The sequence below is a fragment of the Endozoicomonas sp. ALC020 genome (genome assembly GCF_049275935.1).
GTDB lineage: Bacteria > Pseudomonadota > Gammaproteobacteria > Pseudomonadales > Endozoicomonadaceae > Endozoicomonas_A.
Map to the genome: position 1 here is coordinate 2529177 of NZ_CP184830.1, position 15479 is coordinate 2544655.

The 15479-nt window shown below is 49.6% G+C and carries 8 protein-coding genes and 1 pseudogene; 7 read left to right on the plus strand and 2 right to left on the minus strand.

The features are described 5' to 3' along the window. Window positions 1–40: 40 nt before the first annotated feature. The 7 genes and pseudogenes from ACOJUO_RS08950 to ACOJUO_RS08980 all read left to right on the plus strand — a co-directional run bounded on the left by ACOJUO_RS08950 (window position 41) and on the right by ACOJUO_RS08980 (window position 12493). The gene (locus ACOJUO_RS08950) at window positions 41–2317 is read left to right on the plus strand and encodes a C2H2-type zinc finger protein (protein WP_422139575.1); all 2277 of its coding nucleotides are present in this window, start codon (window positions 41–43) and stop codon (window positions 2315–2317) included. Window positions 2318–2707: 390 nt separating this feature from the next. Further along, window positions 2708–4897, plus strand: a complete 2190-nt coding sequence (locus ACOJUO_RS08955; RefSeq protein ID WP_422139576.1) for a C2H2-type zinc finger protein — start codon at window positions 2708–2710, stop codon at window positions 4895–4897. A 60-nt stretch (window positions 4898–4957) separates the two neighbouring features. Then, window positions 4958–7315, plus strand: a complete 2358-nt coding sequence (locus ACOJUO_RS08960) for a C2H2-type zinc finger protein (protein ID WP_422139577.1) — start codon at window positions 4958–4960, stop codon at window positions 7313–7315. Window positions 7316–7706: 391 nt separating this feature from the next. Continuing rightward, window positions 7707–9005 (plus strand): C2H2-type zinc finger protein, encoded by a 1299-nt coding sequence (locus tag ACOJUO_RS08965; protein WP_422139578.1) that lies wholly within the window; start codon window positions 7707–7709, stop codon window positions 9003–9005. A 31-nt stretch (window positions 9006–9036) separates the two neighbouring features. Continuing rightward, window positions 9037–9138 (plus strand): annotated as a pseudogene (locus ACOJUO_RS08970) (transposase); the annotation flags it as partial. A 258-nt stretch (window positions 9139–9396) separates the two neighbouring features. Further along, window positions 9397–10929, plus strand: coding sequence for a C2H2-type zinc finger protein (locus ACOJUO_RS08975; RefSeq protein ID WP_422139579.1), 1533 nt, complete (start codon window positions 9397–9399; stop codon window positions 10927–10929). Window positions 10930–11074: 145 nt separating this feature from the next. Then, window positions 11075–12493, plus strand: a complete 1419-nt coding sequence (locus tag ACOJUO_RS08980; RefSeq protein WP_422139580.1) for a uracil-xanthine permease family protein — start codon at window positions 11075–11077, stop codon at window positions 12491–12493. A gap of 78 nt (window positions 12494–12571) precedes the next feature. Here ACOJUO_RS08980 and ACOJUO_RS08985 read toward each other — a convergent pair whose 3' ends face one another. Together ACOJUO_RS08985 and ACOJUO_RS08990 are read right to left on the minus strand one after the other, a co-directional pair. Beyond that, window positions 12572–13924 carry an 8-oxoguanine deaminase gene (locus ACOJUO_RS08985; RefSeq protein ID WP_422137058.1) on the minus strand — a complete coding sequence of 451 codons (1353 nt, stop codon included), beginning with the start codon at window positions 13922–13924 and terminating at the stop codon, window positions 12572–12574. A gap of 150 nt (window positions 13925–14074) precedes the next feature. Then, window positions 14075–14713 (minus strand): TetR/AcrR family transcriptional regulator, encoded by a 639-nt coding sequence (locus ACOJUO_RS08990; protein WP_422136395.1) that lies wholly within the window; start codon window positions 14711–14713, stop codon window positions 14075–14077. Window positions 14714–15479: the final 766 nt, after the last annotated feature.

Here is a 15479-nt window from a genome sequence, read left to right on the forward strand (position 1 = left end):
AAGAGGGAAAGGCACTGTACACGTTTGGGTATGATCTGAAGTGCAATGCTCACGTCTATCTGTCTATCACCAGAGGCGGTTAACCGATGACAAAAAGACATGGAAGGCCATAGAGCTTGCCAACATTGTAAAACTCCCAAAGTTCCTATCGTCTATCCTCACTGCTCCTATCCCCGGAAAAAAGGATAGAACCATTAAAAGTCTACTCTCGCACGTATTGGCCTTTTTGCCTTTCGTCTGCCCGGTTGAGCCACAGACTTATGGTTTTATCGTTGAGGCTGATCAGAATGAGGCTTCGACAAGCCAGAGTTTTTCTATAAAAACTGAGCCGGGCCTATTAACTGCAATGCCAATGACCGATGGGAGGCTGATGCAAAACGAACCATCACACATGATCATCACTTTGATGTACGGAACGGGCGGCGGTAACTATTCACGGATAACAGAGTCAGAGGATCATGGTCAGTCGTTCAATAGACATTCAGAAAAATCACATTATTTATACGACAACGACCATAATGATGAAAATTCGGGTCGGCCCACTGACTCACGACATAGCTTTGACAAGAATTGCCATGAACAGCCCTGTTGTAATCAACAGAGAGTCTGTATCTACGCTCCTTCCAAAAGTACCCGGTGTCGTTCAACCACAGATGACTCTTTCGCTTGCGAGGTCTATTTGCAAGCAGGCGATCAGGAATCTGGCCCGGTAAGCCATCCTGCTGAAGCACCGACAGTTGTCTCAGAAGCTGACAGCACAACCGGTGTGTCATTAAAATTAAAACCACCACCTGCGAAAAAACAAAGGAACGCAGGCTCCAAAAAATACCGATGTGATCACCCCGGCTGTGAAAAATCACTTAGCTCTCAAAACTCGTTGTGCAATCACAAAAGTCAATATCACACCGGAGAACGAACCTGCACTGATTGCCAGAAGTCCCTGCCAAACGCTTATGCCCTGACGGTTCACAAAAGAAAAGATCACACCGGAGAGAAAACCTGCCCTGAGTGCCAGAAGACCCTGGCAAACGCTCAAGCCCTGGCGGTTCACAAAAGAAAAGAACACACCGGAGAGCAAAACTGCCCTGAGTGCCAGAAGACCCTGGCAAGCGCTCAAGCCCTGTCGTATCACAAAAGTCGATATCACAGCGGAGAGAAAACCTGCCCTGAATGCCAGAAGACCCTGCCAAACACTCAAGCCCTGTGGGTTCACAAAAGAAAAGAGCACACCGGAAAGCAAACCTGCCCTGGGTGCCAGAAGACCCTGTCAAACGCTCAAGCCCTGGCGGTTCACAAAAGAAGAGAACACACCGGAGAGCAAAACTGCCCTGAGTGCCAGAAGACCTTGGCAAACAGTCAGGCCCTGTCGGCTCACAAAAGTCAATATCACAGCGGAGAGAAAACCTGCCCTGAATGCCAGAAGACCCTGCCAAACACTCAAGCCCTGTGGGATCACAAAAGAAAAGATCACACCGGAAAGCAAACCTGCCCTGGGTGCCAGAAGACCCTGCCAAACGCTCAAGCCCTGGCGGCTCACAAAAGAAAAGATCACAGCGGAGAGAAAACCTGCCCTGAGTGCCAGAAGACTTTGCCAAACGCGAAAGCCCTGTCAGTTCACAAAAGTCGATATCACACGGGAGAGCAAACCTGTCCTGAGTGCCAGAAGACCTTTGCAAACCTTCAGGCCCTGTCAGTTCACAAAAGAAAAGATCACACCGGAGAGCAAACCTGCTCTGAGTGCCAGAAGCCCCTGCCAAACGCTCAAGCCCTGTCGGCTCACAAAAGTCAATATCACACCGGAGAGCCAACCTGCCCTGAGTGCCAGAAGATCCTGCGAAATGCGAAAGCGCTGTCGGTTCACAAAAGGAAAGAACACACCGGAGAGCAAACCTGCCCTGAGTGCCAGAAGCCCCTGCCAAATGTCCAAGCCCTGTCGAATCACAAAAGAAAAGAACACACCGGAGAGCGAACCTGCCCTGAATGTCAGGAGACCTTGCCAAATACTCTAGCCCTGTCGAATCACAAAAGAAAAGATCACACCGGAAAGCAAACCTGCCCTGAGTGCCAGAAGACCCTGCCAAACGCTCAAGCCCTGTCGGTTCACAAAAGTCAATATCACACCGGAGAACAAACTTGCCTTGAGTGCCAGAAGACTCTGCCAAACGCGAAAGCCCTTTCGGCTCACAGAAGAAAATATCGCACCGGAGAACAAACCTGCCCTGAGTGCCAGGCGCTACTGCCAAACAATCAGGCTCTGTCGAATCACAGAAGGCTACACCGGAAACGAAAGCTTGAAGATGCAAAGTCAAGTGATTGATTTCTGCTTGTCTCAGGGTTAAGAGGGAAAGGCACTGTACACGTTTGGGTATGATCTGAAGTGCAATGATCACGTCTATCTGTCTACCACCAGCGGCGGTTAACCGATGACAAAAAGACATGGAAGGCCATAGAGCTTGCCAACATTGTAAAACTCCCAAAGTTCCTATCGTCTATCCTCACTGCTCCTATCCCCGGAAAAAAGGATAGAACCATTAAAAGTCTACTCTCGCACGTATTGGCCTTTTTGCCTTTCGTCTGCCCGGTTGAGCCACAGACTTATGGTTTTATCGTTGAGGCTGATCAGAATGAGGCTTCGACAAGCCAGAGTTTTTCTATAAAAACTGAGCCGGGCCTATTAACTGCAATGCCAATGACCGATGGGAGGCTGATGCAAAACGAACCATCACACATGATCATCACTTTGATGTACGGAACGGGCGGCGGTAACTATTCACGGATAACAGAGTCAGAGGATCATGGTCAGTCGTTCAATAGACATTCAGAAAAATCACATTATTTATACGACAACGACCATAATGATGAAAATTCGGGTCGGCCCACTGACTCACGACATAGCTTTGACAAGAATTGCCATGAACAGCCCTGTTGTAATCAACAGAGAGTCTGTATCTACGCTCCTTCCAAAAGTACCCGGTGTCGTTCAACCTCAGATGACTCTTTCGCTTGCGAGGTCTATTTGCAAACAGGCGATCAGGAATCTGGCCCGATAAGCCATCCTGCTGAAGGTTCGATAGTTGTCTCAGGAGCTGACAGCACAACCGGTGCGTCATTAAAACTAAATCCACCACCTGCGAAAAAACAAAAGAAGGCAGGCTCCAAAAAATACCGATGTGATCACCCCGGCTGTGAAAAATCACTTAGCTCTCAAAATTCGTTGTGCAATCACAAAAGTCAATATCACACCGGAGAACGAACCTGCCCTGATTGCCAGAAGGCACTGCCAAACGTTCAAGCCCTGGCGGTTCATAAAAGAAAAGAACACACCGGAGAGCAAAACTGCCCTGAGTGCCAGAAGACCTTGGCAAACAGTCATGCCCTGTCGGCTCACAAAAGTCAATATCACACCGGAGAGAAAACCTGCCCTGAATGCCAGAAGACCCTGCCAAACACTCAAGCCCTGTGGGTTCACAAAAGAAAAGAACACACTGGAAAGCAAACCTGCCCTGGGTGCCAGAAGACCCTGCCAAACGCTCAAGCCCTGGCGGTTCACAAAAGAAAAGAACACACCGGAGAGCAAAACTGCCCTGAGTGCCAGAAGACCCTGCCAAACACTCAAGCCCTGTGGGATCATAAAAGAAAATACCACACCGGAGAACAAACCTGCCGTGAGTGCCAGAAGACTCTGGCAAACACTCTAGCCCTTTCGGTTCACAAAAGAAAAGAACACACCGGAGAGCAAACCTGCCCTGAGTGCCAGACGACCCTGCCACACGCCCAAGCCCTGTCGAATCATAGAAGAAAAGAACACAGCGGAGAGCAAACCTGCCTTGGATGCCAGAAGACCCTGCCAAACGTTCAAGCTCTGTCGGAGCACAAAAGTCGATATCACAGAGGAGAGCAAACCTGCCCTGAATGCCAGAAGACCCTGCCAAACGCTCAAGCCCTGTCGGATCACAAAAGAAAATATCACACCGGAGAGCAAACCTGCCCTGAGTGCCAGACGACCCTGCCACACGCCCAAGCCCTGTCGAATCATAGAAGAAAAGAACACAGCGGAGAGCAAACCTGCCTTGAGTGCCAGAAGACCCTGCCAAACGCAAAAGCTTTGTCGGATCACAAAACTCGATATCACAGCGGAGAGCAAACCTGCCCTGAGTGCCAGAAGCCCCTGCCAAACGCGAAAGCCCTGTCGGATCACAAAAGTCGATATCACACCGGAGAACAAACCTGCCCTGAGTGCCAGACGACCCTGCCACACGCTCAAGCCCTGTCGGTTCACAAAAGTCAATATCACACCGGAGAGCAAACCTGCCCTAAGTGCCTGAAGACCCTGCAACACGCTCAAGCTCTGTGGGATCACAAAAGAAAATATCACACCGGAGAACAAACCTGTCCTGAGTGCCAGAAGCCCCTGCCAAATGCTCAAGCCATGTGGGTTCACAAAAGAAAAGATCACAGCGGAGAGCAAACCTGCCCTGATTGCCAGAAGCCCCTGCCAAACGCTCAAGCCCTGGCGGTTCACAAAAGAAAAGAACACAGCGGAGAGCAAACCTGCCCTGAATGCCAGAAGACCCTGCCAAACGCTCAAGCCCTGGCGGTTCACAAAAGAAAAGAACACACCGGAGAGCAAACCTGCTCTGAGTGCCAGAAGACCCTGCCAAACGCGAAAGCCCTGTCGGCTCACAAAAGTCAATATCACACTGGAGAGAAAACCTGCCCTGAATGCCAGAAGACCTTGCCAAACGCTAAAGCCCTGACGGTTCACAAAAGAAAAGATCACACCGGAGAGCAAACCTGCCCTGAGTGCCAGGCGCTACTGCCAAACATTCAGGCTCTGTCGAATCACAGAAGGCTACACCGGAAACGAAAGCTTGAAGATGCAAAGTCAAGTGATTGATTTCTGCTTGTCTCAGGGTTAAGAGGGAAAGGCACTGTACACGTTTGGGTATGATCTGAAGTGCAATGCTCACGTCTATCTGTCTACCACCAGCGGCGGTTAACCGATGACAAAAAGACATGGAAGGCAATAGAACTTGCCAACATTGTAAAACTCCCAAAGTTCCTATCGTCTATCCTCACTGCTCCTATCCCCGGAAAAAAGGATAGAACCATTAAAAGTCTACTCTCGCACGTATTGGCCTTTTTGCCTTTCGTCTGCCCGGTTGAGCCACAGACTTATGGTTTTATCGTTGAGGCTGATCAGAATGAGGCTTCGACAAGCCAGAGTTTTTCTATAAAAACTGAGCCGGGCCTATTAACTGCAATGCCAATGACCGATGGGAGGCTGATGCAAAACGAACCATCACACATGATCATCACTTTGATGTACGGAACGGGCGGTGGTAACTATTCACGGATAACAGAGTCAGAGGATCATGGTCAGTCGTTCAATAGACATTCAGAAAAATCACATTATTTATACGACAACGACCATAATGATGAAAATTCGGGTCGGCCCACTGACTCACGACATAGCTTTGACAAGAATTGCCATGAACAGCCCTGTTGTAATCAACAGAGAGTCTGTATCTACGCTCCTTCCAAAAGTACCCGGTGTCGTTCAACCTCAGATGACTCTTTCGCTTGCGATGTCTATTTGCAAACAGGCGATCAGGAATCTGGCTCGGAAAGCCATTCTGCTGAAAGTTTGACAGTCGTCTCAGGAGCTGACAGCACAACCTGTGCGTCATTAAAATTAAAACCACCACCTGCGAAAAAACAAAGGAAGGCAGGCTCCAAAAAATACCGATGTGATCACCCCGGCTGTGAAAAATCACTTAGCTCTCAAAACTCGTTGTGCAATCACAAAAGTCAATATCACACAGGAGAACGAACCTGCCCTGATTGCCAAAAGCCCCTGCCAAACGCTCAAGCCCTGATGGTTCACAAAAGAAAAAAACACACCGGTGAGCAAACCTGCCCCGAGTGTCAGAAAACCTTGGCAAACAAACAGGCCCTGTTGAATCACAAAAATCAATATCACACTGGAGAGAAAACCTGCCCTGAGTGCCAGAAGACTCTGCCAAACGCTCAAGCTCTGGCGGTTCATAAAAGAAAAGAACACACCGGAGAGCACAACTGCCCTGAGTGCCAGAAGACCTTGGCAAACAGTCATGCCCTGTCGGCTCACAAAAGTCAATATCACACAGGAGAGAAAACCTGCCCTGAATGCCAGAAGACCCTGCCAAACACTCAAGCCCTGTGGGTTCACAAAAGAAAAGAACACACCGGAAAGCAAACCTGCCCTGGGTGCCAGAAGACCCTGCCAAACGCTCAAGCCCTGGCGGTTCACAAAAGAAAAGAACACACCGGAGAGCAAAACTGCCCTGAGTGCCAGAAGCCTCTGCCAAACGCTCAAGCCCTGGCGACTCACAAAAGAAAAGAACACAACGGAGAGCAAACCTGCCCTGAGTGCCAGAAGACCTTGGCAAACAGTCAGGCCCTTTCGACTCACAAAAGTCAGTATCACACTGGAGAGAAAACCTGCCCTGAATGCCAGAAGACCCTGCCAAACACTCAAGCCCTTTGGGATCATAAAAGAAAATACCACACAGGAGAACAAACCTGCCGTGAGTGCCAGAAGCCCCTGCCAAACGCTCAAGCCCTGGCGGTTCACAAAAGAAAAAAACACACCGGTGAGCAAACCTGCCCCGAGTGTCAGAAAACCTTGGCAAACAAACAGGCCCTGTTGAATCACAAAAATCAATATCACACTGGAGAGAAAACCTGCCCTGAGTGCCAGAAGACTCTGCCAAACGCTCAAGCCCTGGCGGTTCATAAAAGAAAAGAACACACCGGAGAGCAAAACTGCCCTGAGTGCCAGAAGACCTTGGCAAACAGTCATGCCCTGTCGGCTCACAAAAGTCAATATCACACCGGAGAGAAAACCTGCCCTGAATGCCAGAAGACCCTGCCAAACACTCAAGCCCTGTGGGTTCACAAAAGAAAAGAACACACCGGAAAGCAAACCTGCCCTGGGTGCCAGACGACCTTCGCAAACAGTCAGGTCCTGTCGGTTCACAAAAGCAAAGAGCACAGCGGAGAGAAAACCTGCCCTGAATGCCAGAAGACCCTACCAAACACTCAAGCCCTGTGGGTTCACAAAAGAAAAGAACACACCGGAGAACAAACCTGCCCTGAGTGCCAGAAGACTCTGCCACACGCTCAAGCCCTGTCGGATCACAAAAGAAAATATCACACCGGAGAACAAACCTGCCCTGAGTGCCAGGCGCTACTGCCAAACATTAAGGCTCTGTCGAATCACAGAAGGCAACACCGGAAACGAAAGCTTGAAGATGCAAAGTCAAGTGATTGATTTCTGCTTGTCTCAGGGTCAGGAACGAAGGGCACTGCACACGTTTGGGTATGATCTGAAGTGCAATGCGCAGGTCTATCTGTCTATCACCAGCGGCGGTTAACCGATGACAAAAAGACATGGAAGGCAATAGAGCCTGCCAACATTGAAAAACTCCCAATGTTCCTATCGTCTATCCTCAGTGCTCCTATCCCCGGAAAAAAAGGATAGAACCATTAAAAGTCTACTCTCGCACGTATTTGCCTTTTTGCCTTTCGTCTGCCCGGTTGAGCCACAGACTTATGGTTTTATCGTTGAGGTTGATCAGAATGAGGCTTCGACAAGCCAGAGTTTTTCTATAAAAACTGAGCCGGGCCTATTATCTGCAATGCCAATGACCGATGGGAGGCTGATGCAAAACGAACCATCACACATGATCATCACTTTGATGAAAGGAACGGGCGGGGGTAACTACTCCCGGACAACAGAGTCAGAGGATCATGGTCAGTCATTCAATAGACATTCAGAAAAATCACACTATTTATACGACAACGACAATAATGATGGAAATTCGGGTCGGCCCACTGACTCCCGACATAGCTTTGACAAGAATTGCCATGAACAGCCCTGTTGTAATCAACAGAGAGTCTGTATCTACGCTCCTGCCACAAGTACCCGGTGTCGTTCAACCACAGATGACTCTTTCGCTTGCGATGTCTATTTGCAAGCAGGCGATCAGGAATCTGGCCCGGTAAGCCATCCTGCTGAAGCACCGACAGTTGTCTCAGGAGCTGACAGCACAACCGGTGCCTCATTAAAATTAAAACCACCACCTGCGAAAAAACAAAGGAAGGCAGGCTCCAAAAAATACCGATGTGATCACCCCGGCTGTGAAAAATCACTTAGCTCTCAAACCTCGTTGTACAATCACAAAAGCCAATATCACACCGGAGAACGAACCTGCCCTTATTGCCAGAAGCCCCTGCCAAACGCTCAAGCCCTGACGGTTCACAAAAGAAAAGATCACACCGGAGAGAAAACCTGCCCTGAGTGCCAGAAGACCCTGGCAAATGCTCTAGCCTTGTCGGTTCACAAAAGTCAATATCACAGCGGAGAGAAAACTTGCCCTGAATGCCAGAAGACCCTGCCAAACACTCAAGCTCTGTGGGTTCATAAAAGAAAAGATCACACCGGAGAACGAACCTGCCCTGAGTGCCAGACGACCTTGCCACACGCTCAAGCCCTGTCGGTTCACAAAAGTCAATATCACACCGGAGAGAAAACCTGCCCTGAGTGCCAGAAGACCCTGCCAAACGCTCTAGCCCTGTCGAATCACAAAAGCCGATATCACAGCGGAGAGCAAACCTGCCCTGAATGCCAGAAGCCCCTGCCAAACGCTCTAGCCCTGTCGAATCACAAAAGCCGATATCACAGCGGAGGGCAAATCTGCCCTGAATGCCAGAAGCCCCTGCCAAACGCTCAAGCCTTGGCGCTTCACAAAAGAAAAGAACACACCGGAGAGCAAAACTGCCCTGAGTGCGAGAAGACCCTGCCACACGCCCAAGCCCTGTTGGCACACAAAAGAAAATATCACACCGGAGAACAAGCCTGCCCTGAGTGCCAGGCGCTACTGCCAAACAATCAGGCTCTGTCGAATCACAGAAGGCTACACCGGAAACGAAAGCTTGAAGATGCAAAGTCAAGTGATTGATTTCTGCTTGTCACAGGCTCAGGAGGGAAGGGCACTGCACACGTTTGGGTATGATCTGAAGTGCAATGATCACGTCTATCTGTCTATCACCAGCGGCGGTTAACCGATGACAAAAAGACATGGGAGGCAATAGAGCTTGCCAACATTGAAAAGCTCCCAAAGTTCCTATCGTCTATCCTCACTGCTCCTATCCCCGGAAAAAAAGGATAGAACCATTAAAAGTCTACTCTCGCACGTATTGGTCTTTTTGCCTTTCGTCTCCCCGGTTGAGCCACAGACTTATGGTTTTATCGTTGAGGTTGATCAGAATGGGGCTTCGACAAGCCAGAGTTTTTCTATAAAAACTGAGCCGGGCATATCAACTGCAATGCCAATGACTGGTTGGAGGCTGATGCAAAAACAGCCATCACATATGCTCAGCACAAACGGATATTCGGGGTCAGGCATGCTGCCCGATGACAAACCCTGTCGGCGAAACAAACTTCAGATTATCACTTTGATGGACGGGGCGGGCGGCGGTAACAATTCCTGGGCAATGGGGTCAGAGGATCATGGTCAGTCATTCAATAGACATTCAGAAAAACCGCATTATCTATACGACAATGACCATAATGATGAAAATTCGGGGCAGCCCACAGACTCCCGACATAGTCTTGACGAAAATTGCCATGAACAGCCCTGTTGTATTCAACAGGGAGTCTGTATCTTTGCTCCTTCCACAAGTACCCGGTGTCGTTCAATCTCAGATGACTCTTTCGCTTGCGATGTCTATTTGCAAACAGGCGATCAGGAATCTGGCCCGGTTAGCCATCCTGCTGAAGCATCGACAGTTGTCTCAGAAGCTGACAGCAGAACTGGTTCATCATTAAAATTAAATCCACCACCTGCGGAAAAACAAAGGAAGGCAGGCTCCAAAAAATACCGATGTGATCACCCTGGCTGTGAGAAATCATTTAGCTCTCAAGCCTCATTGCGCAATCACAAAAGTCAATATCACACCGGAGAGCGAAGCTGCCTTGAGTGCCAGAAGTCCTTGCCAAATGCTCAAGCCCTGTCGGATCACAAAAGAAAATATCACACCGGAGAACAAACCTGCCCTGAATGCCAGAATACCCTGCCAAACGCTCAAGCCCTGTCGCATCACAAAAGAAAATATCACACCGGAGAACAAACCTGCCCTGAGTGCCAGAAGATCCTGGCAAACGCTCAAGCCCTGTCGTCTCACAGAAGAAGAGATCACACCGGAGAGAAAACCTGCCCTAAGTGCCAGAAGCCCCTTCCAAACGCTTATGCCCTGGCGGTTCACAAAAGAAAACATCACACGGGAAAGCAAACCTGCCCTGAGTGCCAGAAGCCCCTTCCAAACCCTTATGCCCTGGCGGTTCACAAAAGAAAACATCACACGGGAAAGCAAACCTGCCCTGAGTGCCAGAAGACTTTTGCAAACGGTAAGTCCCTGTCGGCTCACAAAAGTCAATATCACACTGGAGAGAAAACCTGCCCTGAATGCAAGAAGCCCCTGCCAAATGCTCAAGCCCTGGCGTTTCACAAAAAAAAAGATCACACTGGAGAGCAAACCTGCCCTGAGTGCCTGGAGACTCTGCCAAACGCTCAAGCCCTGTGGGTTCACAAAAGAAAAGATCACACCGGAAAGCAAACCTGCCCTGGGTGCCAGAAGACCCTGGCAAACGCCCAAGCCCTGTCGGTTCACAAAAGTCTATATCACAGCGGAGAACAAACCTGCCCTGAGTGCCAGAAGATCCTGCCAAACGCGAAAGTCTTGTCGGTTCACAAAAGAAAAGATCACACCAGAGTGCAAACTTGCCCTGAGTGCCAGAAGCTCCTGCCAAACCCTCAAGCTCTGTCGAATCACAAAAGACAACACCGGAAACGAAAGCTTGATGATGCAAAGTCAAGTGATTGATTTCTGCTTGTCGCAGGCCCAGGTGGGAAAGGCTAGCACCTGGCAGGCTGGTTGCGCTGGTATAGTACCCCAAAAAAAATTGAATAATTGGTCAAGGAATTGCAATACTCACTCTGTATAAAAAAAATAGACGGCAGGAGTATGCATGAATAGCCAGACTCATAATCCCGACCTCATCCACCAATTAAACGACAAACCACCATTATTTCGAGCTTTTTTCAGTGCCCTGCAGCATATGATAGCCAGCTTTGTGGGGGTTGTGACACCGACCCTGGTCATCGGTGGGGTGTTGGGTTTGGGAGAGCATATTCCTTACCTGATCAGTATGGCGCTGATCGCCTCAGGGATAGGTACCTTTATCCAGGCCAGACGGTTTGGTCCCCTGGGGTCTGGTTTGTTGAGTATTCAGGGAACCAGTTTTGCGTTTTTGAGCTCCCTTATTGCTGCCGGTTTTGTGGTTAAGAGTCGGGGAGGCAGCAGTGAAGAGATTATTGCACTGATGACGGGTCTTTGTTTTTTCGGGGCATTTATCGAGATTGTCCTGAGCCGCTTTTTCCATAAGCTGCGCAAGATTATTACGCCAACCATTACCGGAATTGTTATTTCACTGATTGGTCTCAGCCTGATTAAGGTAGCTGTGACCGATATGGCCGGTGGCTTCAATGCGCCTGATTTTGGTGCGCTGAGCAACCTTGCAGTGAGCATCACCGTGTTAGCGACTGTGATCTTTTTTAATCGCAGTTCTCGTCCCATGGTGCGTCTCTCGGCGATCTTCCTTGGCTTGCTGGTGGGCAGCCTGATAACACTTTATACCGGTAAAATGACTCTGCAGGGATTGTCGGACTCGGTTTTATTTACTGCTCCGGTGCCTTTTAAATATGGAATGACCTTCGATTGGGAGCTATTCATTCCGATTGCTCTCATTTATGTCATAACGACCATTGAATCTACCGGTGACCTGACTGCGACAGCAAAACTTTCGGGTGAACCTATTGAGGGTAATGGATACGTTGAGCGTATTCGTGGCGGTATTTTGGCTGATGGCGTGAACTCTCTGACCGCAGCTTGCCTGAACAGCTTTCCAACGACGACGTTTAGCCAGAACAATGGTGTGATTCAAATGACCGGTGTCGCCAGCCGGTTTGTTGGCTATATCATTGCCGGTTTGTTTTTAGTGATGGGACTTTTCCCGATACTCGGGGCCATCCTGATGCTGGTTCCCAAGCCTGTGCTGGGTGGGGCTACATTGGTTATGTTTGGCACGGTGGCCGCTTCAGGTATTCGCATCCTGGCTTCAGGATCACTTGATCGTCGACAGGTAATGATCATTGCTGTGTCCATGGGTATGGGGCTGGGCGTCACTATTGTGCCCGGGGTGCTGAGCCAGATGCCGGAACTGGTCAAAAACATTTTCAGCTCGGCGATTACCACCGGAGGTCTGACCGCTATTTTGCTGACACTGGTTTTGCCTGAAGATTCCGGGCCTGAATCCAGCGATCAGAGAAAAGTGGTGAAAAATATTAATGCATCTTCGGGAGCCATCAAAGAAGAAACCACTTCCTGATTATTTCCGTCATACCCTACAACTCGTTCCCCGTCATAAATCTCTGGAGCATTGGAACCAGAGATTTACGACAGCCTCTCAAGACACCAGCTTTCTGGCAGAAAGCTGGTGTGCAGCCATGATGGCCTCTTGATCAAGATGAAGTAGTGTTTCATCTTTAATCAGCCACTTTCCTGCACACATAACGGCAGCTGCTTTATGGCCTCCACAAAGAACCAGTGCTGCCAGTGGGTCATGGCTGCCACTGAAACGCAACTCATCCAGGCTGAAAAGAGCAAGGTCGGCTTGCTTTCCTTCTGCCAGTTCTCCAATATCGCCCCTGCCAAGCACTTTGGCTGAGCCTTTTGTTGCCCAGTACAGAGCATCGAGATGAGTGACTTCGTCTGCGGCGTAACGCAGACGATTGATCAGCAAAGCCTGACGGACTTCCTGCATCATATTGGAGCCGTCGTTTGAAGCGGAGCCATCCACACCCAGTCCGACGTGCACGCCTGCAGACGCCAGTTCTTTGGTGCGGCAGATGCCCGATGCCAGCAGCATATTCGAGGTAGGGCAGTGACAGACGCCCATGCCCGCCTGTCCCATTCTTTTGATTTCATCGTCATTGAAATGAATACCATGGGCCAGCCAGACATCGTCAGCCAGCCAATCCACAGATTCCAGGTAATCCAGTGGCCGTAAACCGAACCGCTCGATGCAGAAGTTGTCTTCATCATGGGTTTCAGCCAGATGGGTATGTAATCGAACATTGTGTTTACGGGCCAGCCCAGCGGTCTCTTTCATCAACTCTGTGCTGACTGAAAAAGGTGAGCAGGGTGCCAGGGCAATCTGAACCTTTGCCCCCTCGTCTGACTCATGATAACGATGAATCAGACGTTCGGAGTCGTCGAGTATCTCAGCTTCTGTTTGCACGGTAGACTGGGGAGGAAGGCCTCCATCCTTCTCTCCAAGGCTCATGGAACCCCGAGTCAGTATAACCCTGCTGCCAATACTGTCAGCGGCCTTCACCTGAATATCAATGGCTTCTGTGAGTGCTTCCGGGAATAGGTAGTGATGATCTGCCACTGTTGTACAACCGGACTGCTGCAGTTCTGTCAGTCCCAGCTGAGTGGCGTTAAACAGCATCTCTGGCTTCAGTCTGGCCCAGACAGGATAAAGCGTTTGCAGCCAGGGAAAGAGTTTTTTATTCAGTGCCGGAGGGAAGGCGCGGGTCAGGGTCTGATAAAGATGGTGATGAGTATTGATCAGACCGGGAAGGAGAACCTGTCCGGAAGCGTCATAGCTTTGATCACAGGAGACTTTCGGAGACTGTCCCGAGGGAACCAGCTCTGTGATCTTGCCGGAGCTTTCATCAATCACCACGCCGTTACCGGCGTCCTGACTGTTTGCGGTGAAAATAGCCAGGGGATGTTTTATCCAGACTCTCATCATCTGCCTCTTGTTATGAGCAGGACGGTCTGGATAGTGCAACAAGCTGCCGTATACCATAGACCGCCAATACAGCAGTTTATGGCAGTGACTTGCGTGTTAATCTGCCCGGTTCATTTTTACCTTGTGACTCTACAAGATTTTTATCGTTTCTCAAACCTTCAGACCGCAACCACGAAGAACAATGTCGCAGATAGTGTCAGCGGCTTGATCGTAGGTTGAGGCAGGCAGTTTCTTTTTGTTCATGATAAGGCAGATCTGTTTTTCATAATCAGCGTAATGCTGAGTCGATCCCCAGATCATAAAAATCAGGTGCATGGGCTCTACCCGGGCCATTTTACCCTCATCCATCCAGTGCTGAAAAATCTCTGTTTTGTTTTTAAACCACTGCTGGGTAGAGTCCTTCATGGACGGAGACAGCTGCTGGCAGCCATGAATGATTTCACTGGCAAAAATTCGGCTGGCTGTGGGGTATCTTCTGGAGACTTCTATTTTTGAGCGGATATACCGTTCAAGTGACTCTGCAGGGTCATCTTTCGGATGAAAGCTGTTCAGTTTGTCATTCCAGAGATACAAAATATTGTTAAGAACTTCGTCATAAATTTCCTGCTTGTTACTGAAGTAATACAAGACAGTCGGTTTTGGTAAATCGGCCAGGTCAGCTATACGCTGGATTGTGGCTCCCCCGAATCCATGCCGGGCAAACTCCTGTTCGGCAGCTTTCAAAATCAGCCGAACTCTCTCGGTTCTTATACGACCGGTCTTTTGGGGCGTACGTTTTACGACAGCCATGCGCGGATCCTGATTTATAGTTTTCGATCATCCCTTGGGGATGATTTATACCATTGGCAGGAAGCATAGAAAAGAATTCGGTCGTGTCCATTAAAGTCAGGCAGAAAGAAATTGAGGAAACCGTGACACTCCCCGCCTTGGAGCCTGACCGAGAATAGCGCCCGTAGCGAGGACGGCAGAAAATTGAGGATGAAAATTCGGTTTTGTGAGGAGAATAGCGAGCTATTTGACGAACAAAAGCGGATTTTCAGACCAATTTGCTGCCGCCGCAGTAGGGCAGTCTATTCTCGGTCAGGCTCCTTGGAGGGTGTCGCAAAAACTCTGGTTGCCATGCTTTTAGGCCCTGTGGGTTCCAGCGTGGGAACGAGTTGTTGGAGTTTTGCGACACCCTCAATCGGGCGGAGGGAGATATAAGTCGGGAAGGTCGGGCCGCGTAGGTCGGGCCGCGTAGGTCGGGCCGCGCAGGTGAAGAGCATTATGCTTGCGTGTTTGTGCATAGTTGGCTAAATTCACTGTCGGTCTGTCTCTATGCAGAAACTCACGATGATGAAAACCAAGCACTGTTAACAAAAAATTAAGGCAGAGCCAACTGCCCAACCGCCCTTGAAGAACCAGATGAACCCATACCTGAGTGACCCGTTAAGGCAGCGGCAAATCAAACAAAAGACCAATAAATAACCGAGGGGCACCCGGTTGCTGCTGATGGAGGCTTCTGCGTAAGTCCGGTCGTTATAGGCTGGCTGTAGCTTATGAAGTCAGAAGCCTC

What these genes read in the sequence shown, in the direction of transcription:
- ACOJUO_RS08985 (WP_422137058.1), bottom strand. Translation starts at nt 13,924, where the DNA reads ATGATGAGAGTCTGGATAAAACATCCCCTGGCTATTTTCACCGCAAAC.
- ACOJUO_RS08975 (WP_422139579.1), top strand. Translation starts at nt 9,397, where the DNA reads ATGCAAAAACAGCCATCACATATGCTCAGCACAAACGGATATTCGGGG.
- ACOJUO_RS08980 (WP_422139580.1), top strand. Translation starts at nt 11,075, where the DNA reads ATGAATAGCCAGACTCATAATCCCGACCTCATCCACCAATTAAACGAC.
- ACOJUO_RS08965 (WP_422139578.1), top strand. Translation starts at nt 7,707, where the DNA reads ATGCAAAACGAACCATCACACATGATCATCACTTTGATGAAAGGAACG.
- ACOJUO_RS08990 (WP_422136395.1), bottom strand. Translation starts at nt 14,713, where the DNA reads ATGGCTGTCGTAAAACGTACGCCCCAAAAGACCGGTCGTATAAGAACC.
- ACOJUO_RS08955 (WP_422139576.1), top strand. Translation starts at nt 2,708, where the DNA reads ATGCAAAACGAACCATCACACATGATCATCACTTTGATGTACGGAACG.